Annotated in this window: 21 protein-coding genes; 12 read left to right on the top strand and 9 right to left on the bottom strand. The window is 70.6% G+C overall.

Features of this window, described 5'->3' with window-relative positions; all coding sequences use genetic code 11:
* Positions 1 to 265 precede the first annotated feature (265 nt).
* From PKA16_RS00005 to PKA16_RS00015, 3 genes are all read right to left on the bottom strand, one after another.
* Positions 266 to 1177 carry an ABC transporter permease gene (locus PKA16_RS00005; RefSeq protein ID WP_324399118.1) on the bottom strand — a complete coding sequence of 304 codons (912 nt, stop codon included), beginning with the start codon at positions 1175 to 1177 and terminating at the stop codon, positions 266 to 268.
* A 37-nt stretch (positions 1178 to 1214) separates the two neighbouring features.
* Positions 1215 to 2180 carry an ABC transporter permease gene (locus PKA16_RS00010; RefSeq protein WP_324399120.1) on the bottom strand — a complete coding sequence of 322 codons (966 nt, stop codon included), beginning with the start codon at positions 2178 to 2180 and terminating at the stop codon, positions 1215 to 1217.
* 177 nt (positions 2181 to 2357) lie between these two features.
* On the bottom strand, positions 2358 to 3302 hold the full coding sequence (locus PKA16_RS00015; protein ID WP_324399122.1) for a porin: 945 nt from the start codon (positions 3300 to 3302) through the stop codon (positions 2358 to 2360).
* Positions 3303 to 3653: 351 nt separating this feature from the next.
* Here PKA16_RS00015 and coq7 point away from each other — a divergent pair, with 351 nt between their 5' ends.
* Positions 3654 to 4295: a 2-polyprenyl-3-methyl-6-methoxy-1,4-benzoquinone monooxygenase gene (gene coq7 / locus PKA16_RS00020; protein ID WP_324399123.1), complete on the top strand. Its 642-nt coding sequence runs from the start codon at positions 3654 to 3656 to the stop codon at positions 4293 to 4295.
* Positions 4296 to 4478: 183 nt separating this feature from the next.
* On the opposite strand, the gene PKA16_RS00025 is transcribed toward coq7, so the two are convergent.
* Positions 4479 to 4949 (bottom strand): OsmC family protein, encoded by a 471-nt coding sequence (locus PKA16_RS00025; RefSeq protein ID WP_324399125.1) that lies wholly within the window; start codon positions 4947 to 4949, stop codon positions 4479 to 4481.
* Between the two features lie 430 nt (positions 4950 to 5379).
* Between PKA16_RS00025 and ilvA the strand changes: the two genes are divergently transcribed.
* A complete protein-coding gene (gene ilvA, locus PKA16_RS00030) occupies positions 5380 to 6972 on the top strand; it encodes a threonine ammonia-lyase, biosynthetic (protein ID WP_324399127.1) in 1593 nt (530 codons plus the stop codon).
* Between the two features lie 23 nt (positions 6973 to 6995).
* On the opposite strand, the gene PKA16_RS00035 is transcribed toward ilvA, so the two are convergent.
* The gene (locus tag PKA16_RS00035; RefSeq protein ID WP_324399129.1) at positions 6996 to 7691 is read right to left on the bottom strand and encodes a hypothetical protein; all 696 of its coding nucleotides are present in this window, start codon (positions 7689 to 7691) and stop codon (positions 6996 to 6998) included.
* Between the two features lie 50 nt (positions 7692 to 7741).
* Between PKA16_RS00035 and gspG the strand changes: the two genes are divergently transcribed.
* The 10 genes from gspG to PKA16_RS00085 all read left to right on the top strand — a co-directional run bounded on the left by gspG (position 7742) and on the right by PKA16_RS00085 (position 17964).
* The gene (gspG, locus tag PKA16_RS00040) at positions 7742 to 8185 is read left to right on the top strand and encodes a type II secretion system major pseudopilin GspG (RefSeq protein ID WP_324399131.1); all 444 of its coding nucleotides are present in this window, start codon (positions 7742 to 7744) and stop codon (positions 8183 to 8185) included.
* Between the two features lie 61 nt (positions 8186 to 8246).
* A complete protein-coding gene (locus tag PKA16_RS00045) occupies positions 8247 to 8738 on the top strand; it encodes a prepilin-type N-terminal cleavage/methylation domain-containing protein (protein WP_324399133.1) in 492 nt (163 codons plus the stop codon).
* Entirely contained in the window at positions 8735 to 9121 is a 387-nt protein-coding gene (gspI, locus tag PKA16_RS00050; RefSeq protein WP_324399135.1) for a type II secretion system minor pseudopilin GspI, read from the top strand. Before PKA16_RS00045 ends, gspI begins: the two co-directional genes overlap by 4 nt.
* 136 nt (positions 9122 to 9257) lie before the next feature.
* On the top strand, positions 9258 to 9950 hold the full coding sequence (locus tag PKA16_RS00055) for a prepilin-type N-terminal cleavage/methylation domain-containing protein (protein ID WP_324399438.1): 693 nt from the start codon (positions 9258 to 9260) through the stop codon (positions 9948 to 9950).
* A complete protein-coding gene (gene gspK / locus PKA16_RS00060) occupies positions 9947 to 11032 on the top strand; it encodes a type II secretion system minor pseudopilin GspK (protein ID WP_324399137.1) in 1086 nt (361 codons plus the stop codon). Before PKA16_RS00055 ends, gspK begins: the two co-directional genes overlap by 4 nt.
* Before the next feature lie 235 nt (positions 11033 to 11267).
* Positions 11268 to 12491, top strand: a complete 1224-nt coding sequence (gene gspL / locus PKA16_RS00065; protein ID WP_324399139.1) for a type II secretion system protein GspL — start codon at positions 11268 to 11270, stop codon at positions 12489 to 12491.
* Positions 12488 to 13003 (top strand): type II secretion system protein GspM, encoded by a 516-nt coding sequence (gene gspM / locus PKA16_RS00070; protein ID WP_324399141.1) that lies wholly within the window; start codon positions 12488 to 12490, stop codon positions 13001 to 13003. The genes gspL and gspM overlap by 4 nt, the downstream gene beginning before the upstream one ends.
* A gap of 199 nt (positions 13004 to 13202) precedes the next feature.
* Positions 13203 to 14012 carry a type II secretion system protein N gene (gene gspN / locus PKA16_RS00075; RefSeq protein WP_324399143.1) on the top strand — a complete coding sequence of 270 codons (810 nt, stop codon included), beginning with the start codon at positions 13203 to 13205 and terminating at the stop codon, positions 14010 to 14012.
* Positions 14013 to 14262: 250 nt separating this feature from the next.
* Positions 14263 to 16548, top strand: coding sequence for a type II secretion system secretin GspD (gspD, locus tag PKA16_RS00080; RefSeq protein ID WP_324399145.1), 2286 nt, complete (start codon positions 14263 to 14265; stop codon positions 16546 to 16548).
* A 15-nt stretch (positions 16549 to 16563) separates the two neighbouring features.
* Positions 16564 to 17964: an ATPase, T2SS/T4P/T4SS family gene (locus tag PKA16_RS00085; RefSeq protein ID WP_324399147.1), complete on the top strand. Its 1401-nt coding sequence runs from the start codon at positions 16564 to 16566 to the stop codon at positions 17962 to 17964.
* Positions 17965 to 18377: 413 nt separating this feature from the next.
* Here the strand turns inward: PKA16_RS00085 and PKA16_RS00090 are convergent, their stop codons facing one another.
* The 4 genes from PKA16_RS00090 to PKA16_RS00105 all read right to left on the bottom strand — a co-directional run bounded on the left by PKA16_RS00090 (position 18378) and on the right by PKA16_RS00105 (position 23052).
* Positions 18378 to 19670, bottom strand: coding sequence for a cystathionine gamma-synthase family protein (locus PKA16_RS00090; RefSeq protein ID WP_324399149.1), 1293 nt, complete (start codon positions 19668 to 19670; stop codon positions 18378 to 18380).
* A gap of 108 nt (positions 19671 to 19778) precedes the next feature.
* Positions 19779 to 20258 carry a hypothetical protein gene (locus tag PKA16_RS00095; RefSeq protein ID WP_324399151.1) on the bottom strand — a complete coding sequence of 160 codons (480 nt, stop codon included), beginning with the start codon at positions 20256 to 20258 and terminating at the stop codon, positions 19779 to 19781.
* Positions 20259 to 20588: 330 nt separating this feature from the next.
* Positions 20589 to 22013, bottom strand: a complete 1425-nt coding sequence (locus PKA16_RS00100) for a tyrosine phenol-lyase (RefSeq protein WP_324399153.1) — start codon at positions 22011 to 22013, stop codon at positions 20589 to 20591.
* Between the two features lie 361 nt (positions 22014 to 22374).
* Complete coding sequence (locus tag PKA16_RS00105; protein ID WP_324399155.1) at positions 22375 to 23052, bottom strand: class I SAM-dependent methyltransferase; 678 nt, start codon at positions 23050 to 23052, stop codon at positions 22375 to 22377.
* Between the last annotated feature and the right edge of the window lie 11 nt (positions 23053 to 23063).

Here is a 23063-nt window from a genome sequence, read left to right on the forward strand (position 1 = left end):
CGTTGAGCGTTGAGCGTTGAGCGTTGAGCGTTGAGCGTTGAGCGTTGAGCGTTGAGCGTTGAGCGTTGAGCGTTGAGCGTTGAGCGTTGAGCGTTGAGCGTTGAGCGTTGAGCGTTGAGCGTTGAGCGTTGAGCGTTGAGCGTTGAGCGTTGAGCGTTGAGCGTTGAGCAAGTTGGGAGCGCCGGGTTTTCGGAAGTTCACGCCAAACGCTGAACCGCGCGTCGCGCTGAACGCTCAACGCTGAACGCTGAACGCCGGTCGTGTGTCATTGCAACCTCGGGTTCAGCGCATCGCGCAGCCAGTCGCCCAGCAGGTTCACCGACAGCGCGATCAGCACCAGCATCACGCCCGGGAAGATGGTGATCCACCATTCGCCCGAGAACAGGTAGTCGTTGCCGATGCGGATCAGGGTGCCGAGCGAGGGCGAGGTCGGCGGCACGCCGACGCCCAGGAACGACAGCGTCGCCTCGGTGATGATGGCCGTGGCCACCTGGATCGTGGCCAGCACCAGCACCGGCCCCAGCACGTTGGGCAGCACGTGGCGGCGCATGATGCGCAGCGGCGACACGCCGGTCACGCGCGCCGCCTGCACGTATTCCTTGCCCCGCTCGACCAGGGTGCTGCCGCGCACCGTGCGCGCGTACTGCACCCAGCCGGTGAGCGAGATCGCCAGGATCAGCACGCCGAAGGCCAGCGATTCGTTGGCGTTCGGAAACAGCGCGCGCCCTACGCCGGCGATCAGCAGCGCCACCAGGATCGCCGGGAACGACAGCATCACGTCGCACAGGCGCATCAGGAAGGTGTCGATCCAGCCGCCACGAAAGCCCGCCAGCAGGCCCAGCGCGACGCCCGCCAGCACCGACAGGATGACCGACACCACGCCCACCACCAGCGAGATGCGCGCGCCGTAGATCACGGCCGACAGGATGTCGCGCCCCTGGTCGTCCGTGCCCAGCAGGTAGGTCGTGCTGCCCTGCTCGTACCAGGCCGGCGGCAGGCGCGCGTCGGCCAGGTTCAGCGTCGCCAGGTCGAACGGGTTGTGCGGCGACACCCAGCCCGCAAACACGGCGCAGAACACGCAGACCAGGGCGATCAGCGCCGCCACGATCGCCGTCGGCGAGCTGCGAAAGCTGTAGCCGATGTCGCTGTCGAGCCAGCGATGCAGGAATGAGCCCATGTCAGCTTTGCGGTCCGCGCCCCACTCGGTCACGCGCTCAGGCCACGCGCAGGCGCGGGTCGACCACGGCATAGAGCAGGTCGACGACCAGGTTGATGATGACGAAGATCAGCGCGATCAGGCACAGGTAGGCCGCCATCACCGGCACGTCGCCGAAGGTCACGGCCTGGATGAACAGCAGGCCCATGCCGGGCCACTGGAACACCGTCTCGGTGATGATGGCAAAGGCGATCAGGCCGCCCAGTTGCAGACCGGTGATGGTCATCACCGGCACCAGGGTGTTCTTCAGCGCATGGCCGAAGTGCACGGCGCGGTCGGTCAGGCCGCGCGCACGGGCGAACTTGATGTAGTCGGTGCGCAGCACCTCGAGCATCTCGGCGCGCACCAGGCGCATGATCAGCGTGAGCTGGAAGATCGCCAGCGTGATCGCCGGCAGCACCATGTGCATCCAGCCGTCGCGCGTCAGCAGGCCGCTGCTCCACCAGCCGAGCTGCACCGTCTCGCCACGCCCGAAGCTGGGCATCCAGCCGAGCCAGACCGAGAACACCAGGATCAGCAGGATGCCGATCAGGAAGGTCGGCAGCGACACGCCCAGCAGCGACACCGTCATGAACACCTGGCTCAGGAAGTTGCCGCGCTTGAGCGCCGCGTAGACGCCCATCGGCATGCCCACCAGCAGCGCCAGCGCCGCCGCCACGATGGAAAGCTCGAAGGTGGCCGGAAAGCGCTCGCCCAGCAGGCGCGACACCTTGGCCCCCTGGCGCAGCGACAAGCCGAATTCGCCCTGCGCGGCATTCACCAGGAAGTGCCAGAACTGCACGAAGAAGGGCTGGTCCAGCCCGAGTTCGGCGCGGAGGCGGGCGATCTGCTCGGGCGTCGCGTCCTGCCCCAGCAGGAACACCACCGGGTCGCCCAGGTACTGGAACAGCAGGAAGGCGACGAAGGCCACCGAGACCATGACGATGATGGCCTGCAGCAGGCGGCGGAAGATGAAGGCCAGCATGTCACGTCGGCGTTGCGTCGGCCGATGCTAGCAGAGCCCCCGGGCGCCCGGACTCAGGGATTGCGCGCATGGCACCCGGCCTCGGGTGCGTCCGACGCGCGCGCGATGGACGAAAAAAAGCCGCCCGAAGGCGGCTTTGAAACTGTTCGGGCACTGCCCTTGCGGGCAGCGTCACGATCAGAAGTTGTGGCGCAGGCCAATGCCGTAGTTGTTGTCGCCATCGAAGCGCAGGTAGGCGGCGTACACGAAGGTGCGCTTGGACAGGGCATACTTGCCTTCCAGCACGCCGTTGGTGTACTTCTTGCCCGTCCACTCGTTCTTGGTGTCACGCGTCAGGTCCAGCGTGAGCGCGAAGGCACCCAGGTTGGCGGTGCCACCGATCGAGAAGCCGCGACGACGCAGGTCGGCGGCATCGTTCGCGTTGTTGTACGAAGCGGCCACGGCGAAGCTGCCGAAGTTGTACTTGCCGCCCAGTGCGTAGTTGGTCTTCTGGCTCTTAGTCTTGTTGACCGACAGACCCGCAGCGATCGGGCCGTTGGCGTAAATCGCGTTCAGGTCCCACTTCGCAAGGTCGCTGTTGTCGGCCTTGAAGACGTAGCCCAGTTCGGCGGTGAAGCCACCCAGGTTGGGGGTCTTGTAGCTGAACTGGTTGCTGGTACGAGGACCTTCGCCGGTGTAGCCGTAGGTGTTGCCGACCACGGAGTAGTTGGCGGCGCCGGTCAGTTCCCAGGTGGCCAGGCCGTAGAACGACGGGTTCAGCGTGCGGCCCATCTTGAAGGTACCCCAGTTGCCACCGATCCACAGGTTGGCCGCGCGACTCCACATTTGACCGCCGCTGAGGTTCCCAGCGCCGTTTTCTAGGTTAAGGCCATGCTCGAAGTTGAAGCCAGCCTGCAGGCCACCGCCCAGATCCTCGACTCCGCGCACGCCCAAACGGCTGGTGCCGTTGTTCATAGCGCTGGAACCAAGCATCTCGATTTTGGGATCGGCAGCGGCTCCAAGAGCCGGCGAATTGATCTTGCCGAAACCCGCGTCGGCCACGCCGTACAGGGTCACGGAAGACTGCGCCATGGCGCCGCCGGCAAAGCCCAGGACCGCCAGGGCAATCAGAGATTTTTTCATTCCAAGTTCTCCAAGGTTAAACATAGGGCGCCGGTGCGAAGGGTCCGTCTGCGTATCCCGCCGGTTCCCCGGGCCAACCTCCCCATGTGGGAAGTTGTTGCTATTGCACCAGAGGCGCCCCCAACTTGCAAAGATTTCCGGTTCAAAACACCGGGCCCGGGGTCGATCTGTTGCATAAGGGCGACAACCTGGGCCTGCGCGTGGGCAGATTGCAACGCTCGCCCTCGGCACCCCTTGCTCGTGCGCTGCGCGGGCAGTGGCGACGATGGTCCGCAGCCTACGTTGCCACGGCAGCGCCCAGGCTCGGCCATCCGCGCGGTAGCGGCCGCGCATCTGGCGTACCATGCGCCCATGTTGAGCCCAACCGACCGCCTGCTGGCCGCCGCGGACGGCGCACTGCGCACCTTGTGCGCGCCGCCGCAGGCGGCGCGGCCGACACCGCAGCCCGGCGTGCCACCCGAGGCGCAGGTGGCGCTGAGCGACGCCGAGCGCCAGCTCTCGGGCGCGCTGATGCGCGTCAACCACGTGGGCGAGGTGTGCGCCCAGGCCTTGTACACGGCGCAGGCGCTGATGACGCGCGATCCGGCGCTGCGCCAGCAGCTCGATACGGCGGCCCGCGAGGAAACCGACCACCTGGCGTGGACGCACGAGCGCCTGGGCGAGCTGGGCGCGCGCACCTCGCTGCTCAATCCGCTCTGGTACGCCGGCGCATTCGGCATCGGCGTGCTGGCGGGCAAGCTCGGCGGCGACCGGCTGAACCTGGGCTTCGTGGTCGAGACCGAGCGCCAGGTCGAGGCGCATCTGGCGCGCCATCTGGACCGCCTGCCGGCGGCCGACGCGGCCTCCCGCGCCATCGTTGCCGAGATGAAGAAGGACGAGGCACGCCACGCCGACAACGCACGCGCTGCTGGCGGGGTGGACCTGCCACTGCCGGTGCGCGGCCTGATGCGCCTGGCCGCGCGCGTGATGACGACGACCGCGCACTACGTGTGAGCGTCGCCGAGGGGGGCGCCCGCCCCCTCGACGGCAAGGGCATGAAGCCCCGGTCAACCCCGGTGTTTGCCGCCGGCTTGCTTTCGCGCGCTTCGCGCTCCTTTCACGCCCTTCGCGCCCCGATGCAGCGGGGCGCGCATCCAGGCCGGATGAACGGGCGCATGCCCTGGCGTGGCCGACGCCTCACGTGTCCACGGCACCACCATCCACCTCGACCACCTCGAACGAGGTCGTGATGTCGGCCGTCTTGCCCAGCATGATGGACGCCGAGCAGTACTTGTCGTGGCTCAGGCGGATGGCGCGCTCGACCGCGGCCGGCGGCACGCCGCGGCCGCTGACGGTGAAGTGCATGTGGATGCGCGTGAAGACCTTGGGGTCCTCGGTCGCACGCTCGCTGGTCAGGCGCACCGAGCAGCCGCGCACGTCGTGGCGGCCGCGGCGCAGGATCAGCACGAGGTCGTAGGCGGTGCAACCGCCGGCACCGGCCAGCACGGCTTCCATCGGCCGCGGCGCCAGGTTCTGGCCGCCCTGCTCGGGCCGCGCGGGGTCGGGCGCGCCATCCATGGCGATGACGTGGCCCGAACCGGTTTCCGCGACGAAACCCATGCCCGAGCGCGTGCCGGCGGCGCCGGTCCAGCTGACTGTGCATTCCATGTCGATCCGAGCTCCACGAAGCAGGCCGCCAGCGTAGCCGATCGGGCCGCGCCGCGCCAACAGGGCGCACGCCCCGCCTGAACCCGCCAGGGATTCTCCCCGGGCGACTGCCTGCAGCGCTCCCGCGGGCCTGCTGCGGGCCGCCGCCCCGGCGGGGACGTGCAGGCGGCGCGGAACCGTGCACAAATCGGCATCCGGAAGGCCTTGATGCTGCGACGCAACATGTGTTTGTGAACGCTCGTGCTTTTTCGGGTATGCTACGCAACAAGTCCGGTGGAACCACCGGACGCCACTTGTCTCCTCCACCCCTTCAGTAGGTGGATTCAAGCCCTGAACCCCGCGGTTCGGGGCTTTTTTTTGTGCGTCGCAGCAGCACGCCCGGCAGGGCGTCCTTATGATGGACGGCTTCGTCCGATCCCGCCATCCGTCCATGCCGACCGCCGCCCGCCGCCCTGCCCTGACTTCCATCGATTACCTCAAGCGCGTGCTGACGGCGCGCGTCTACGACGTGGCGATCGAGTCCGACCTGACGCCGGCGCGCGTGCTGGGACGACGCCTGCACAACAAGGTGCTGCTCAAGCGCGAGGACCAGCAGCCGGTGTTCTCGTTCAAGCTGCGCGGCGCCTACAACAAGATGGTCAACCTGACCCCCGAGCAGCTCAAGTGCGGGGTGATCTGCGCCAGCGCCGGCAACCACGCCCAGGGCGTGGCGCTGTCGGCGCAGAAGCTGGGCGCGCGCGCCGTCATCGTGATGCCGGTGACGACACCGCAGGTCAAGGTGGACGCGGTGAAGGCGCTGGGCGGCGAGGTGGTGCTGCAGGGCGACAGCTTTTCCGACGCCTACCAGCACGCGCTGAAGCTCCAGGCCGAACAGCAGCTGACCTTCGTGCATCCGTTCGACGACCCGCTGGTGATCGCCGGCCAGGGCACGATCGGCATGGAGATCCTGCGCCAGCACCAGGGCCCCCTGGATGCCGTGTTCGTCGCGATCGGCGGCGGCGGGCTGATCAGCGGCGTGGCCGGCTACATCAAGGCGGTGCGGCCGGAGGTGAAGGTGATCGGCGTGCAGATGACCGACTCGGACGCGATGGCGCGCTCGGTGGCCGAGGGCCGGCGCGTGAACCTGCCCGACGTCGGGCTGTTTTCCGACGGCACGGCGGTCAAGCAGGTGGGCGCCGAGACCTTTCGCATCGCGCGTGCGCTGGTCGACGAGTTCGTGCACGTCGACATCGACGCCGTGTGCGCGGCGATCCGCGACGTCTTCATCGACACGCGCAGCATCGTCGAGCCGGCCGGTGCGATGACGGTGGCCGCGGTCAAGCAGTACGCGGCGCGCCACAAGACCCGGGGCGAGACCTACGTGGCCATCCTGTCGGGCGCCAACATGAACTTCGACCGCCTGCGCTTCGTTGCCGACCGCGCCGAGGTGGGCGAGGAGCGCGAGGCGCTGCTGGCGGTGACGATTCCGGAGGAGCGCGGCAGCTTCAAGCGCTTCTGCCAGGCGATCGGCGCCCTGCCGGGCGGCCCGCGCAACGTGACCGAGTTCAGCTACCGCATCAGCGACGCCGCCAACGGCGGCCAGGCCCACGTGTTTGCCGGCCTGACGACCACCGGCAAGGGCGAGTCGCCGCGCATCGCCGCGGCGCTGCAGCGCGCCGGCTTCGGCGCGATTGACCTGACGCACGACGAGCTGGCCAAGGAGCATGTGCGCTTCATGATCGGCGGGCGCTCGGTGCAGGCGCGCGACGAGCGCCTGTTGCGCTTCCTGTTTCCGGAGCGGCCGGGCGCGCTGTTCAAGTTCCTCGACCTGATGAAGCCGAACTGGAACATCTCGTTGTTCCACTACCGCCACCAGGGCGCGGATTACGGCCAGATCCTGGTGGGCATGCAGGTGCCGACGCGCGACGACGCGGCGTTCAAGCGCTTCCTGGCGGAGCTGGGCTACCCCTGGGTGGAGGAAACGGACAATCCGGCGTACCGGCTGTTCCTGCGCGGCGCGGAGACGCCAGCAGCCACGTCCTGAGCCCGGCTGCGGTGCAGCGCCGCCTATTCGGAGGGCACCCCGGACGGTGCCGGCACGCCCAGCGGACGCCCGCTGGTCATGGGGGTCCGCACCGGTGCACGGGTGGTGCGCCGGGGCGGCGTCGCGATGGCATCGCCCGCGCGCGAGCGTTCGCTGAACGGCGGCAACTCGAGGCGCGCCTCGCGCCCGTCCGCGCCCAGCACCACGGCGTGCGGGGCCACCGAACGCAGGGTCCAGCCACCGTCCAAGCCTTCCACGGTGGCGCCAACCCGCAGCGGCCGGGCCGGCTGGCCATCGACCGCAATCAATGCGGCGCCGCCGGCGCCGTGCGTCAGGATGCCCTGCAGCACCAGGCGCGTGCCGATGTCGGCCGTCACCGGGGCGCTGGCACGGGACTCCAGTGCGCCCAGCGCGCGCGCCACCGCCGCCGTGTCCACGCCGGTCGACGGTCCGGCCGCGCCTGCCACCGGCGCGTCCAGCCGGGGCGCGCTTGCGCCCAGGCGCAACAACCAGAACACGATGCTGCCCGCGGCAAGCGTCCACACCATCAGCGTGACGAGGGCAACCGAGAGGCGGGGAGCCAGGCGCAGGGACCGCATGCGCCCGATTATCATTGAACCCAAAAACGGCGGTTGGCCGCTTGCCTTCTTCACGAGATCCGCATGAACCTTGACTTCCGCTGCTTCGATCACCTCCACCTGTTGGGCGAACGCGTCCAACTGCCGCCTTTTAGGTTGAACCGCTTTCGGCTTCCCGCAGTCTGACTCCGATGAACCCCCGCCTTCTCCGCTTTCTTCACCGGCCGCGCGTGCGCGGCTTCACCTTGATCGAGCTGATGGTGGTGCTGGTCATCATCGGCGTGCTGGCGGCACTGATCGTGCCCAACGTGCTGGACCGCACCGACGACGCGCGTGCCACCGCGGCGCGCACCGACGTGCGCAACATCATGCAGGCGCTCAAGCTCTACAAGCTCGACAACCAGCGCTTCCCGACCGCGGAACAAGGCCTGCAGGCGCTGGTCCAGCGTCCCACCATCGCCCCCGTGCCGAGCAACTGGCGGCCCTACCTGGAGAAGCTGCCGAACGACCCCTGGGGCCAGCCCTACCAGTACCTCAACCCGGGCATCCAGGGCGAAGTGGACGTGATGAGCTTCGGCGCCGATGGCCAGAGCGGCGGCGAGGGCAAGGACGCCGATATCGGCAGCTGGCAGTGACGGGCCGCGCGGCGGCGCATGACGAATGACCCCGAACGCCCGCGCCGCTGGCACCCCCGCCATGAGCGGCACAGCCGCCGTCATCGGGGCCGCGCAAGGGCCCCGTCATCGTGCGCGGCGCGGTCATGCGCGCGGGCGCGGCTTCACCCTGATCGAGCTGATGGTGGTGATCGCCATCATCGCGCTCGGCAGCGCCGCCGTCAGCCTGGCGCTGCCCGATCCCCAGGCGCGCGCGCTCACGCGCGACGCCCAGCGGCTCGCGGCGCTGCTGGAGGCGGCACGCGCGCAATCGCGCGTGGCCGGCGTGCCGGTGTACTGGCAGGCCACGCAGGATGGCTTCGCCTTCGAGGGCTTGCCACCCGGCGCACCGCCCCTGCCGCGCCATTGGCTGGATCGCCAGACGGTGGCGCTGGGCAACGCGCCGGTGTGGCTGGGCCCGGACCCGGTCATCGCTCCCCAGGCCATCGTGCTGCGCCGCCTGGGCAGCACGCTGGCGCCGCTGTCGGTGCAGACCGACGGGCTGCGCCCGTTCACGGTGGAGCCGCTGCCATGAGCCGGTGCCAGGGGCCAGGGCGCGCGCGTGGCTTGACGCGCGGCTTCACCCTGGTGGAGGTGATGGTGGCGCTGGCCATCACCGCGATCGCGCTGATCGCCGGCCTGAAGGCCAGCAGCGCGCTGACCGACAACGCGGGGCGCCAGGACAGCCTGCTGCTGGCGCAGATCTGCGCCGACAACCATCTGATCGAACTGCGCCTGGCGCGCCAGCTCCCCGGCATCGGCGACAGCAGCCACGATTGCCAGCAGGCAGGCCATGCGCTGCAGGTGATACGGCAGGTGCGGCCCACCCCCAATACCAACTTCCGGCGGGTCGAGGCCGTGGTCAGCGAAAACGGTCGCTTCATCGTGCGCGTCGCAACCATCGTCGGTCGCAACTGACGTGAAGCGCCTGCCATGCCGCCGCGCTCCGTCCCCCGGCAGGGGGCCGCGCCCGGCCTGCCCCGCGGACATCGAAGTCGCGTCGGGTCATGCGTCGCCGATCGCGCCAGGCGCAGCAGGGGAGCGTGGGAGCACCATCCCCAGCGGCTTCACCCTGGTCGAGGTGCTGGTGGCGCTCGCCATCCTCGCGCTGATGGCGCTGATGAGCTGGCGCGGCATCGACGGCATGGCGCAGGCGGATCAGGCCACCGCGCGCCACACGGACGGCACGCTGGCACTGCAGGCCGGATTGGCCCAGTGGCGCGCCGACCTGGATGCCATAATGATCTGGCCGACCGCCGCCCCCACGACCGACCCGCCCGCGTCGGCAGCGCGCGTCCAGCGCAGCCTCGCGTGGGACGGCCGTGCCCTGCGCATCACGCGCACGATCCCGGGCGATGCGGCGGCGGGCCTGCGCGTGGTGGTCTGGACACGCCGTCCGACGGATGGCCAGTGGCTGCGCTGGCAATCGGCACCCGTGCGCTCGGTGCGCGCCTGGCAGGCCGCATGGGACGCCGCTGCGCGCTGGGCCGAAGCGGGCGCCAGCGCCGCCACCGAAGGCATCGGCGCCCAGGCCGTGGCGATCGCCACTGCCACCGACTGGCAGCTGCATTACTTCCGCCGGAATGCCTGGAGCAACCCGCTGTCGAGCGCCGCCGAAAGCGCGACCGACACCGACGCCCTGCCCGATGCCGTGCGGCTGTTCATCACGCTGGCGCCCGACCAGGCCGTGACCGGCGCGCTGCAGCTCGACTGGGTGCGACCGGACTTCGTCGGAGACCAGCCGTGAACGCCGAATGCGTCCAGGCCGCCCGCGGCGACGCCCTGCCCGCCGGGCCGCTCCCAAGGCGGGCTGCGGCCCCCTCGGGAGGCAGCGCAGCAGGCGCAGCCGCGAAGCGTGGGGGTCAGCAGTCAGGCGCCGCCCTCCTCATGGCCATGATCACGGTCGCCCTGGTGGCCACCCTGGCGGCCGGGGCGCTGTGGCGCCAGTGGCGCGGGGTCGAGGTGGAAAGTGCCGAGCGCGCGCGCGTACAGTCCGCCTGGATCCTGACGGGGGCGCTGGACTGGGGGCGGCTGATCCTGCAGGGTGACCTGAACGAGGATCGGCGCAAGGGCCACCTGGTCGACCACCTGGCCGAGCCCTGGGCGGTGCCGCTGGCCGAGGCGCGCCTGTCGACCTTCCTGGCCGCCGGCGAACGCGATGCAGAGCTTGAGCGCGATGCCTTCCTGTCGGGCGAGATCACCGACCTGCAGGCCCGGCTGAACGTGATGAACCTGGTGACCGAAGACGCGCTGGGCGCGCTGGCCCGGTTCGAGCGCCTGTTCGACCTGCTGGGACTGCCGAGCCAGCAGCTGGGAGCGTTGCAGCGCGCCCTGGCACGCGCCCGGGACGCGCAGGACGGCACGCTCGAGGATGACGGCGATGCGCCCCTGCTGCCGCGTCGCTTCGAGCAACTGGCGTGGCTCGGGCTCGACGCCGAGGCGCTGGCCCGGCTGCGCCCATACGTCACCGTGCTGCCGTTGCAGGGGGGTCGACCCACGCCGGTGAACCTGAATACCGCCAGCGCATCCGTGATGCACGCCGCCGTGCCCGGGCTTGACCTGGCCCAGGCGGAGCGCCTGGTGGCGCTGCGCAGCCAGAACGATTTCAAGAGCCCGCAGGCGGCCATGGAGGCCCTGGGGGTGACCGATGCCGAACTCGGCTGGGCCACGGTGTCGTCCGGCTTCTTCGAGATTCGCGGCCGTCTGCGGCTCGACGACTTCGCGCTGGAAGAAGTCGCCGCCATGCAGCGTGCCGCCGGTGTGCGGGGCCGGCGCACGGTCACCGTGCTGTGGCGCGAACGCCAGAGCCTGACGCTGGAGGCACGCTGAGCGTTGAGGGCCGCCGGCACCGCGCCCTACAATCGCCGCGGAAACCGCGCCGGATCGCGCTGGCCAGGATTGCGGGTCGGGCGCGACCTGGCGCGCGGCACACGCACGCACCCGGCCGGGTCAAGCGGCTGGAAGCGCGCGGCGCGGCCAGCACCGCCCCGCGCGGCAAGCGGCCGGGATGGGCGATGATTGTCCGCGCCTGGCCACCATTTCCAGGAACGACCCGCCTGCCACCATGAGCCTGCTTGTTCTCGACCTGCCACCCGGCCCGCCGGGCAGCTATGCGTGGGCCACCTCGACCGACGGCCACGCGCCCGACGCCCACGGCGAGGCGGTACCGGCCCTGCTGCCCAGCGCGGCACGCAGCCTGGAAGTGGTGGCACGGGTGCCGGCGGCACGCCTGTCCTGGCATCGCGTGGAGCTGCCGCGCGGAATCGGCCCGCGTTCTCCCCGCCTGCGCGCCGTGCTGACGGGCCTGCTGGAAGAGCGCGTGCTGGAAGAACCGCAGACACTGCACTTCGCCCTGGAGCCGCGCGCCGGTGGCGGCGGCCCGGTGTGGGTCGCGGTGTGCCGGCGCGACTGGCTCGACGCGCACCTCCGCGCGCTCGCCGCCGCCGGGCGAACCGTGGCGCGGGTGGTGCCCGAACTGGCACCGGACAGCGGCACCCTGCAGTTGATGGTGGTCGGCGAGCCGGAGCATCCGCGCCTGCTCGCCAGTGGCAGCGCGGTGCCTGGCGGGGTGCAGAACCTGCCGCTGTCGACCAGCAGCCTGGCGCTGCTGCAGGGGCAACTGGCGCCCGAGGCACGCGCCGCGGCGCGGCTCGACGCCGAACCGGCGGTTGCCGCGCTGGCCGAACAGTTGCTGGGCCAGCCGCCGGCCCTCGTCGCGCCGGCCGAACGCCTGTTGCGCAGCGCCAGCTCGGCGTGGGACCTGGCCCAGGGCGAACTAGCGCGCACCGGCGCCGCCTGGGCGGCACGGCGTGTGGCGGCCGGATGGCGCGACTTCCTGCACGCACCACGCTGGCGGCCTGCGCGCTGGGGCCTGGTGGCGTTGCTGCTGGCGCAGCTGGGCGGGCTCAACCTGGCAGCCTGGCAGACCCGTGCCGAACTGCAGGAGCAACGCGCCGACATCCGGGCGCTGCTCGGCCAGGCCTTTCCCGAAGTGCGCGTGGTGGTCGATGCGCCGGTCCAGATGGCGCGCGAGGTGGCGCTGCTGCGCCAGGCCGCGGGCGCCAGTTCGCAGCGCGACCTGGAACCCATGCTGGCTGCCTACGCACGCATTGCCCCGGCCGACGCGCAACCCAGCGCGATCGAGTTCACGCCGGGGGAGCTGCGGCTGCGGGGGCTGCAATGGGCAGCCGATGCGCTGGCACAGGCACAGACCCGATTGCGCCCGCTGGGCTACCGCATGCTGACCGAGGGCGACAGCACCGTGCTGCGCGAGGAGCTGGCGCCATGAAAACCCCATCCGAAGCCGGCGTTGGCGCCCGCGCGCGTGCCGCGTGGACTGCGCTGGCACCACGCGAACGCCGGCTGATTGCCCTGGCCACCACCGCCGTGCTGCTGGGCCTGTTGTGGCTGCTGGCCCTGGCGCCGGCGCTGGCCACGCTGCGCGCGGCGCCGGCACAGCGCCAGCTGCTGCAGGGCGAGGCCCAGCGCATGCAGGCCTTGCGCGATGAGGCGCAGGCCCTCAAGGCGCTGCCACGCCTGGGTCGCGATGAGGCGTTGCGCGCCCTGGAGGCCGGCACGCGCGCGCGCCTGGGTACGGCCGCGCAGCTCAGCGTGGCCGGTGATCGCGCGCAGCTGACCCTGCGCGACGTCTCGGCGCAAGCCCTGGCCGACTGGCTGGCCGACGCGCGCGCCAACGCACGGGCCAGCGTGGTCGACGCCCGCCTGACGCGCGCGGGTGATCGCACGGCGGGCACGAGCGCGAGCTGGAGCGGCACGCTGTCGCTCAGCCTGCCGCAATGAAGGCAACGCTGGACAAGTCCCCGGCACGCCGCGCATGCCTGCCTGGGGCGGCCCGCTTCGCGGCCCATGCCCGCGAGCCCCAGCCATTGCCGCGCCTTGCGCGCGCCGGGCGCGCGACATCATGGAGGCCGGTCCCGCGTTGCCCGAAGCGCAGGCCCGCACCGGAGCGGGTGCTGCGGGCACCTGGAGCGCACCCGGCATGAAGCGCACGCGCACCGCACTGCCCGGCGCGACACGCGCAGCGCCCTGGTACTGGGCCGTTGCCGGCATGGTGCTCGGCGGCGCGCTGGTGCTGCTGTGGCAGGCCCCGGCGCGCTGGCTCGCCAGCGGCCTGGCGCAGGCCAGCGGTGAACGCGTGCTGCTGGCCCAGGCGCAGGGCAGCGTCTGGTCCGGCACGGCGCGGCTGCTGCTCACCGGCGGCGCCGGCAGCCGCGACCGCGCCGCCCTGCCGGGTCGCGTGCATTGGCGGCTGCGTCCGGCCTGGCCCGGCCTGATGGTGCGCCTGCACGCCGACTGCTGCACGCCGGACGGGCCCCTGGAACTGCGCCTGATGGCCCGCTGGAGCGGCCTGCAGCTGCAACTGGCGGATGGCCAGACTGTCTGGCCGGCTGCCGTGCTGGCGGGCCTGGGCACGCCGTTCAACACGATCCAGCCCCGGGGCGAACTGACGCTGGCGACCCAGGGGCTGCGCATCGACTGGCTGGCCGGGCGCGTGCGCATGGCCGGCACCGCCAGCCTGACGGCACGCGATGTCTCGTCGCGCCTGACCACCCTGCAGCCGATGGGATCGTACCGGCTGCAGCTGTACGGAGGCGAGCCGGTCAGCATCGAGCTGTCGACGCTGGAAGGCGCGTTGCGCCTGGCGGGCCGCGGCCAGTGGGCGCCGGGCGCGCAGCCGCGCTTCCGCGGCGAGGCCAGTGCCGCCCCGGGCCTGGAGGCACAACTGGCCAACCTGCTCAACATCCTGGGGCAACGCCGGGGCGACCGTGCCATCCTGTCGTTCGGGTGAAGCCATGGTGCGCCGACTGACCCCCGTCAACCTGAACCCGGCGATGGACCGGGCCTGAACGCCCCGAAGCCGACATGCACACGTACCTTGACCGCGTCGATCGGGCCCATCCGCCGGATGCGCGGGCCATGCGTGCGCCCGCACCACCCTCGCGGCGCCATGCTGCGCTGTTCCTCGTCGTGCACGAAAGTGCGCACCCCTGCCCGCCGGCATTTGTTACAGTGCCACCCGCTGACCGATTTGCCCACCCATGGCCCGATTCACCCTGACGCCCACCCGCACCCTGTGCGCCCTCGCGCTGCTCGCGTGCACGCCCGGCCTGCATGCTGCCGATCCGGCCCCGGTGCTGACGGGCGCGGACACCGACGTCGCGACGCCGCGTGCCGGGGATCGCGTGACGCTGGATTTCGTGAATGCCGAGATCGACGCCGTGGCGCGCACCATGGCCACGCTGACCGGCCGCAACGTGGTGGTCGACCCGCGCGTCAAGGGCACGCTGTCGCTCACCAGCACCACGCCGGTGACGCCGACGCAGGCGCTCGACCTGTTCGCGGCGCAGTTGCGCACGCAGGGTTTTGCCCTGATCGAATCCAGCGGCATCGTGCTGGTGCTGCCCGAGTCCGAGGCCAAGCTGCAAAGCGGCGCCGTCTCGGCTGGCCGCGTGCACGGCGGCGGCCAGATCCAGACCCAGATCTTTCGCCTCACGCACGAGAACGCCAACAACCTGGTGCCGATCCTGCGTCCGCTGATCAGCCCCAACAACACGATCAACGTGAACCCGGGCACCAACGCGCTGGTGATCACCGACTACGGCGACAACCTGCAGCGCCTGGGGCGCATCATCGCGGCGCTCGACGTCTCCAACGCCACCGGCGTCGAGATCGTGCGCCTCAAGCACGCGGTGGCCAGCGACCTGGCACCGCTGGTGGCGCGCCTGCTGGAGAGCGGCGCCAGCGGCAGCCTGCCCGGCCCGGTGGCTGCGGCGCCGCAGGCCGCGGGCGCCCAGGCCGCCGGGCTGAGCGTGGGCAGCGGCGGCGGCTACCACACCACCATCCTGCCCGAGCCGCGCAGCAATGCGCTGATCCTGCGCGCCGCCAATCCGGCGCGCCTGGCGCTGGCGCGCACCCTGATCGAGCAGCTCGACCAGCCGCCCTCGCGCCTGGCCGATGGCACCGGCAGCAACATCCACGTGGTCTACCTGAAGAACGCCGAAGCGGCCAAGCTGGCGGTCACGCTGCGCGCCGCCCTGGCCGCGCTGCCCGGACAGGCCGCAAGCAGCGGCGGCGGCGCCGGCGCCGCCACCGGCGCGACGGCGCAGGCCACGGTGCGCACCAGCAGTGCCAGCCTCGGCGGCAATTCGAGCGGCCTGGCCAGCGGCCCGACCATCGACGCCGCCGCCAGCAACCAGCCCTCCACCGGTGGCCAGATCCAGGCCGACCCGGCCACCAATGCCCTCATCATCAGCGCGCCCGAGCCGGTCTACCGCGAGCTGCGCACGGCGATCGACCAGCTCGACCAGCGCCGCGCCCAAGTCTACGTGGAAAGCCTGATCGCCGAGGTGCGCGCCGACAAGGCGGCCGAGTTCGGCATCCAGTGGCAGGGCATCCTGGGCAAGAAGGGCGACACCAACATCGGCGTGATCGGCACCAACTACGGTGCCGGCAGCACCAACATCATCGACTTCAGCGCCCAGTTCATCGGCGCCGGCAGCAGCGGCTGGACCCCCACCACGCCACCCTCGGCCGGCCTGAACCTGGGGCTGGTGCACCGCTTCGGCGCCACCTACGCGCTGGCGGCGCTGGCCAACTTCCTGCAGTCCACCGGTACCGGCAACGTGCTGTCGGCGCCCACCCTGCTGACGCTGGACAACGAGGAAGCCAGCATCATGGTGGGCCGCAACGTGCCCTTCGTCACCGGCAGCTTCACCAACACCGGCGCCTCCGGCGGCACCGTCAACCCGTTCCAGACCTATGAGCGCAAGGACGTCGGCCTGACCTTGCGCGTGCGCCCGCAGATCAGCGAGAACGGCACCGTCAAGATGGTGATCTACCAGGAGACCTCCAGCGTCGAGCCGACCTCGGTCAACTCGCCGCAGGGCCTGATCACCAACAAGCGCGCGATCGAATCGAGCGTGCTGGTGGACGACGGCGCCATCATCGTGCTGGGCGGGCTGATGGAGGACCAGTTCACCGAAAGCGAGGACAAGGTGCCCGGCCTGGGCGACATCCCGGTGGTCGGCAACCTGTTCAAGAGCCGCTCGCGCGGCATCACCAAGAGCAACCTGATGGTGTTCCTGCGCCCGGTGGTGGTGCGCGACGCCATCGCCACGGAGCAATTCTCGCTCGACCGCTACGACCTGATGCGCAGCGCCCAGCAGGGCAACCAGCCCCAGCCCAGCAGCGTGCTGCAGATCAACCAGGCGCCGGTGCTGCCGGCGGTGCAGCCGACCAGCGCCGAAGGCTGGACGCGCCCGGCGCCGCCGCCCCCGCTGATCGAGATGCCGGCCAGCGGCGAGGCCAATTACCTGGGCCGCTGAGCGACGCCACCGGCCGTGCGCTACCCCCTGCCCTACGCCTTTGCCCGCGGCAACCGCCTGCTGCTGGAAAACGATGGCCAGGCGCTGACCCTGTGGCACGACGGCGCGCCCGACCCGGCCGCGCTGGGCGAGGTGCTGCGCTGTCACGGCGAAAGCGAACTGCCGCTGGCCCTGCAGCAACTCGACGCGGGTGCGCTCGCGCAGCGCATCAGCAATGCCTATGCGCAGGGCGAATCGAGCGCCGCCGCCGTGGTCAGCGAGGTCGAGAGCGATGCCGACCTGTCGCGCATCATGCAGGAACTGCCCGCCGTCGAGGACCTGCTGGAATCGGCCGACGACGCGCCGATCATCCGCATGCTCAACGCCCTGCTGACGCAGGCCGCGCGCGACGGCGCCAGCGACATCCACATCGAGCCCTACGAGCGCCATTCCAGCGTGCGCTTTCGCGTCGACGGCGCGCTGCGCGAGGTGGTGCAGCCCAACCGCGCGCTGCACGCGGCGCTGATCAGCCGCCTGAAGATCATGGCCGACCTGGACATCGCCGAAAAGCGCCTGCCACAGGACGGTCGCATCAGCCTGCGCCTGGGCACGCGCGCCATCGACGTGCGCGTCTCCACCCTGCCGAGCGCGCACGGCGAGCGCGCCGTGCTGCGCCTGCTCGACAAGTCCGAACAGCGCATCAGCCTGGAAGCCGTCGGCATGCACGGCGACGTGCTGCACAGCTTCGAGCGCCTGATCGCGCAGCCGCACGGCATCATCCTGGTCACCGGCCCCACCGGCAGCGGCAAGACCACCACCCTCTACGCCAGCCTGGCGCGGCTGGACGCGGCGCACAACAACATCATGACGGTGGAGGATCCGATCGAGTACGAGCTGCCCGGCGTCGGCCAGACCCAGGTCAACCCGCGCATCGAGCTGACCTTCGCGCGCGCGCTGCGCGCCATCCTGCGCCAGGACCCGGACATCGTCATGATCGGCGAGATCCGCGACATCGAGACCGCGCAGATCGCCATCCAGGCCTCGCTCACCGGCCACCTGGTGCTCGCCACGCTGCACACCAACGACGCCGCCAGCGCCGTGACGCGCCTGATCGACATGGGGGTCGAACCCTTCCTGCTGTCCTCCTCGCTGCTGGGCGTGCTGGCGCAGCGCCTGGTGCGCAAGCTGTGCACGGCCTGCGGCGGAAAAGGCTGTGCCGCCTGCGGCGAGACCGGCTATTCCGGCCGCACCGGCGTGTTCGAGCTGCTGGTGGTGGATGACGAGATTCGTGCCCAGATCCACGGCCAGGCGCCGGAGGCCAACATCCGCGCCACGGCGCTGGCCAAGGGCATGCGCCTGATGCGCGACGACGGCGAGCGCCTGGTCGCCGCCGGCATCACCAGCCGCGAGGAGGTGCTGCGGGTGACGCGGGATTAAGGCCCACCCCCGTGCCTCCACTCGCTGCGCGATGTTGCGCCTCCCCCCTCAAGAGGGCGCTGCCTATGGCCAGGGGAACCCTGGCCATGGCTGCCACCGGCGTGGCCTGCTTCGCGGCCATTTGAGTCCGCGAGGAAGTGGCGTCGCGGGCGATGGGATCGGCGATGGGGAACAAGCCACCCCTGCGCCTCCACTCGCTGCGCGACGTTGCAGCACTCCTTGAGCACCGCACGGCCGCCCGAAGGTGCGAAGGCCCTCTCCGGGGGCAGCGCAGCGTGGGGGTGTTGGGTTGGGGGCGCTGCCCATGGCCAGGGGAACCCTGGCCATGGCTCCGTGCGCGGTGACTCGATCCGCGTGCTGCGCATCCTGCACGCCGCGCGCCGGTGGCCGGCCCCGCCGCCCGCCTGATTGCATCAAGCCTGCGCGAGCTGGCGAAACGCATGATCCAGGTCGGCGATCAGGTCGTCCGCGTGCTCCAGGCCGATCGAGACACGGATCAGCCCCTCCGACACGCCGGCGGCCTCGCGCGCCGCGGCCGGCACGCCCGAGTGCGTGGTCGAGGCCGGATGGCAGACCAGCGATTCGGTGCCGCCCAGGCTGACGGCCGACTTGAACAGCGACAGTGCGTTGATGAGGCGGAAGGCGTCGGCGCGCCCGCCCTCGAGCACGAAGGAGAAGGTGGAGCCGGCGGCGGCGCACTGGCGCCGGTAGACCGCCTGGTAGGCGGCGCTGTCGACCTGCTCGGGATGGTGCACCTGCACGCGCTGGTAGGGGTTGTCGGCCAGCCAGCGCGCGACGCGGCTGGCGCTGTCCGCGGCCTGTCGCATGCGCAGCACCACGGTTTCCATCGAACGCCCCAGCATCCACGAGGAGTGCGGATCGAGCTGCGAACCGTAGACGCCGCGCGTGGCGCGCACGCGGTCCACCAGTGCCTTGCGGCCCGTGACGCCGCCGGCCACCAGGTCGCTGTGGCCGCCGACGTACTTGGTGAGCGAGTAGACGGACAGGTCGATGCCATGACGCGCGGGCTGCTGGAAGATCGGGCCCAGCAGGGTGTTGTCGCACACCGAGATCGGGCGCGTGCCGTGGCGCTGCTCGAAGGCGTCGATCTGCGCCGCCAGGGCGTTCAGGTCGATCAGTGCATTGGTCGGATTGGCCGGGGTCTCGACGTAGCACAGGCGCACCGGGCCGCGTGCTGCCGACGCCTCCAGCGCCTCGCCCATGGCCGCGGCCGACAGGCCGTCGGCCATGACGTGGGTGCCGATGCCCCACTCGGCCAGGACTTTCGACAGCAGGGTTTCGGTGCCGCCATAGAGCGGCGCCGACTGCACCACCTGGTCGCCGGGGCGCAGGAAGGTCAGCAGCACGGCGCTGATGGCCGACATGCCGCTGGAGGTCACGAGTGCCGCCTCGCTGCCGTCCAGCAGCGCCAGCCGGTCCTCCGCGATCTCCAGGTTGGGGTTGTTGAAGCGGCTGTACACCAGGCCCGCCGATTCGCCTTCGGCCAGCGGCACGCGGCCCGACACCACGTCGAAGAAGTGCGCGCCATCCTCGGCCGAGCGGAAGGCAAAGGTCGAGGTCAGGAACACCGGCGGCTTCACCGAACCCTCGGCCAGGAAGGGGTCGTAGCCGTAGGACATCATCTGGGTCTCGGCGTGCAGCGCGTGCGCGTCGATCTGCTTGCGGTGGTAGGCGGGCTTGCTCATGGGTGCTCCTCGTCGTGCGGGCCGGTGGTGTGCGCGCCTGCATCGACGCGCCGCCCCTCGGCCTGCCGCCCATGGTAGGGCAGCCGGCCGGCACGGTCGGCGGTCAGGTCATTCGGGCGCGGGCGCAGCGGCATCATCGGCCGCGCCCCAGGCGGCCTGCTGCAGGGCGATCGGCAATTCGTGCGCCAGCGCCATCTCCTCGCGCTGGTGATGGTGCTCGAGCAGGTGGCGCAGCGCATGCGCGGCATCCAGCAGCCTGAGTGCCGCCTCGCGCCGCGCCAGCCCATCGGCGTGCGTGCGCCGCGCCAGCGCCGCCACGCGCCCCGCATATTCGTCCGCCAGCTCGACGATGCGCTGGTGCTCCAGCCGGTACACCCTGGCCTGCCAGCGCGCACCCGCGGGCACCTGCGGCAGCAGGCGCTCCTCCTCGATCTCGATGTGGCGCGCCAGCCCCGCGCGCCAGAGCTCAAGCAGCTGCTGCGCGCGCCCGAAGTCGCCCGCCACCACCTCGAGCAGATGCGCATGCAGTTGCGCTTCCAGCCGCTGGTGTTCGCGCTCGAACAGGCTCGGAGCCTCGGGTGCTTCCATGCGCCGATCATCCCACGGCGGGCGGCTGGCGGCCGACACCGCCTTGCGGTCAACAAGATGAAGGATGACGCCGGCTGGCGCCGGCATGACGAAATGACTCGCGCCGTCACGACAGCGCAGCGGAGTCATCCTGTCCCTTCGTCAGCTTGAACGGAGACCCGTTTGTATCGGCAGGTCCGCCACGCCGTGCGCGACCCACGACGCATGAACCGACCCTGCACCGAGGGCCATCGGGCGGGCCATGCGGGGCAGGCGTGGCCAGGGTCTCCCTGGGCGCCGGGTGCGTCTCCCTTTCAGGGGGATGGCGCGCGGCGCCGCCGGGCGTTCACTTCAGGCGTGCGCGAGCGCCGGCTCCGTGCGCTCGGCTGCCACCGGCGCCGGCAGCGGCTCGAAACGCGCCGTGAAGAAGCGCAGGAACTTCGGCTCGTACACCATCTTCATGCCCTGAATCTCGCGCCGGCGCGCGTACAGGTCCTTGCAGGCGCGCGCCACCACGTCGAGGTGGGCATAGGTGTAGACGCGGCGCGGGATGGTCAGGCGCACCAGCTCGAGCTTGGGCCGGTGGTGATCGCCGGTCTCCTGGTTGCGCCCGGCCGAGACGATGCCGCGCTCCATGCTGCGCACGCCGCTTTCCAGATAGAGCTGGGCCGCCAGCGTCTGCGCCGGAAACTCGTCCTGCGGCAGGTGGTCGAGAAAGGCCCGCGCGTCCAGGAACACTGCGTGTCCGCCCACCGGCTTGACGATCGGGATGCCGGCGGCCTCGAGCTGGTCGGCCAGGTAGCGGCACTGGCCGACACGGTGGCTGATGTAGTGCTGGTCCACCGATTCCTCGATGCCGCGCGCCATGGCCTCCATGTCGCGACCGGCCAGGCCGCCGTAGCTGGGCATGCCCTCGAACAGCACCACCAGTTCGGTCGCGCGCTGGTAGAGCTCGTCGTCGTTCATGCACAGGAAGCCGCCGATGTTGACCAGGCAGTCCTTCTTGCCGCTCATGGTGCAGCCGTCGGCATGGCTCATCATTTCCTTCAGGATGGCGCGAATGGTCTTGCCGGCATAGCCGTCTTCGCGCTCCTGGATGAAGTAGGCGTTCTCGACGCAGCGCGTGGCGTCGAACATCACCGGGATGCCGTGCTGGCTGCACAGTTGCTTGACCGCGCGCAGGTTGGCCATGCTGACCGGCTGGCCGCCCGCCAGGTTGACGGTGACGGCGACGCAGACGTAGGGGATGCGCTCGGCGCCGACCTCGTCGATCAGCTTCTGCAGCTTGGCCAGGTCGACATTGCCCTTGAACGGCACCTCGGCCTGCGAATCGTGCGCCTCGTCGATGATGATGTCGACGAACTGCGCGCCGTTCAGCTCCTGGTGCGCGCGTGTGGTGGTGAAGTACATGTTGCCCGGCACGGTGTCGCCCGGCTTGATGCACAGGCGCGACAGCAGGTTCTCGGCGCCGCGGCCCTGATGGGTCGGGACGATGTGCTTGAAGCCGTAGTACTCGCGCACCACCTCCTGCAGGTGGATGAAGTTCTTGCTGCCGGCGTAGGCCTCGTCGCCCAGCATCATGCCGGCCCACTGGTAGTCGCTCATCGCCGTGGTGCCGCTGTCGGTCAGCAGGTCGATGTAGCACTGGTCGGATCGCAGCAGGAAGGTGTTGTAGCCGGCCTCCTGCAGGTACTGGGCACGCTCGGCGCGCGTGGTCATCTTGATCGGCTCGACCACCTTGATCTTGAAGGGCTCGGCAGCGTACATCGGGTTCATGTGTCTCTCCTGTCTGGCTATCGATGAAACAAACCGTGCGTGATGGCTTGCCCCGGGTTGGCTCGATGCCGTCCTGAAGGAAATCAGGCGCTGTCTGGCAAGATCCGAAGATCAACGCAACGTAACCATATTTGTACCGGCTATTCGCTGATGTTTTTTGTTGATGATTTCTGATTGACGCACTTTTATTGCGTAACGACCCTGACGCCGATGGGGTTGGTGTCGGGCGCCACGGCAGGACACCCGGACCTCCGACGCACTGCCGAAGCGGGATTCGCCACGCGCTCGGGGGTGGTCGCTTGCAGCGCCGAAAAGCGCCGGCAGGCGCGCCACGCGCGCCGACGCGGCGTGCCGCGGCACTTCAGGCTGCGCCGATGCCGCGCCCGGCGGCGGGTCGCACCACGTCCCCCGCCACCAGGAGGAAGGCACCGGTGGTGCACCGCGTGGGCACGAGGCGCTCGACGCAGCGCGGCAGCCATCCACCGTCCGGCAACTGGATGGCGCTGCGCACGCGCAGGTTCGCCACCGGCAGGCCATCGAACAGGCGGCGCGCCTCGGCCACCGTGTGCCAGCGCGCGCCCTGGTAGGCCCCCACGCCGCCGTCACGGCCCTTCTGGTGCCACAGCAGGCTGTGGCGGTTGAGCAAACCCAGCACGAAGCGCCGCCGCGTCACGCGCAGCAGTTCGCGCACCGCCAGGCGCTCGTCATCGACGAAGCACAGGGCCGTGATCGACATCGTCAGATCAAAACGCGCGTCGGCATACGGCAGGGCGCGCGCGTCGGCCTCGTCATAGCGGATGCGCGCGCCGCCACGCGCTCGGGCATGCGCGAGCCACGCGGCACTGATGTCGGCGCCGACGATTTCGCCCGACACCGCGGCGGACACCGCACGCGTGAAATAGCCGGTCCCGCAGCCCACGTCCAGCAGCGATTCGCCCGGCCTGGGTTGCAGGTGGCGCAGGATCAGTGCCGTCTCGCGCGTGCCGATCCAGCGCCCGCGCGGGGTGTCGTACCAGGCGTCGTAGGCGGCGGCGTCCATGCCGGCTCAGG

The organism is Ottowia sp. (genome assembly GCF_035325765.1).
Taxonomy (GTDB): domain Bacteria; phylum Pseudomonadota; class Gammaproteobacteria; order Burkholderiales; family Burkholderiaceae_C; genus Ottowia.

Bases quoted from the DNA above. Each gene is read 5' to 3' on its own strand.
- PKA16_RS00005 (WP_324399118.1), bottom strand. From the start codon at position 1,177: ATGGGCTCATTCCTGCATCGCTGGCTCGACAGCGACATCGGCTACAGC.
- PKA16_RS00010 (WP_324399120.1), bottom strand. From the start codon at position 2,180: ATGCTGGCCTTCATCTTCCGCCGCCTGCTGCAGGCCATCATCGTCATG.
- PKA16_RS00015 (WP_324399122.1), bottom strand. From the start codon at position 3,302: ATGAAAAAATCTCTGATTGCCCTGGCGGTCCTGGGCTTTGCCGGCGGC.
- coq7 (WP_324399123.1), top strand. From the start codon at position 3,654: ATGTTGAGCCCAACCGACCGCCTGCTGGCCGCCGCGGACGGCGCACTG.
- PKA16_RS00025 (WP_324399125.1), bottom strand. From the start codon at position 4,949: ATGGAATGCACAGTCAGCTGGACCGGCGCCGCCGGCACGCGCTCGGGC.
- ilvA (WP_324399127.1), top strand. From the start codon at position 5,380: ATGCCGACCGCCGCCCGCCGCCCTGCCCTGACTTCCATCGATTACCTC.
- gspG (WP_324399131.1), top strand. From the start codon at position 7,742: ATGAACCCCCGCCTTCTCCGCTTTCTTCACCGGCCGCGCGTGCGCGGC.
- PKA16_RS00045 (WP_324399133.1), top strand. From the start codon at position 8,247: ATGAGCGGCACAGCCGCCGTCATCGGGGCCGCGCAAGGGCCCCGTCAT.
- gspI (WP_324399135.1), top strand. From the start codon at position 8,735: ATGAGCCGGTGCCAGGGGCCAGGGCGCGCGCGTGGCTTGACGCGCGGC.
- gspL (WP_324399139.1), top strand. From the start codon at position 11,268: ATGAGCCTGCTTGTTCTCGACCTGCCACCCGGCCCGCCGGGCAGCTAT.
- gspM (WP_324399141.1), top strand. From the start codon at position 12,488: ATGAAAACCCCATCCGAAGCCGGCGTTGGCGCCCGCGCGCGTGCCGCG.
- gspN (WP_324399143.1), top strand. From the start codon at position 13,203: ATGAAGCGCACGCGCACCGCACTGCCCGGCGCGACACGCGCAGCGCCC.
- gspD (WP_324399145.1), top strand. From the start codon at position 14,263: ATGGCCCGATTCACCCTGACGCCCACCCGCACCCTGTGCGCCCTCGCG.
- PKA16_RS00090 (WP_324399149.1), bottom strand. From the start codon at position 19,670: ATGAGCAAGCCCGCCTACCACCGCAAGCAGATCGACGCGCACGCGCTG.
- PKA16_RS00095 (WP_324399151.1), bottom strand. From the start codon at position 20,258: ATGGAAGCACCCGAGGCTCCGAGCCTGTTCGAGCGCGAACACCAGCGG.
- PKA16_RS00100 (WP_324399153.1), bottom strand. From the start codon at position 22,013: ATGAACCCGATGTACGCTGCCGAGCCCTTCAAGATCAAGGTGGTCGAG.
- PKA16_RS00105 (WP_324399155.1), bottom strand. From the start codon at position 23,052: ATGGACGCCGCCGCCTACGACGCCTGGTACGACACCCCGCGCGGGCGC.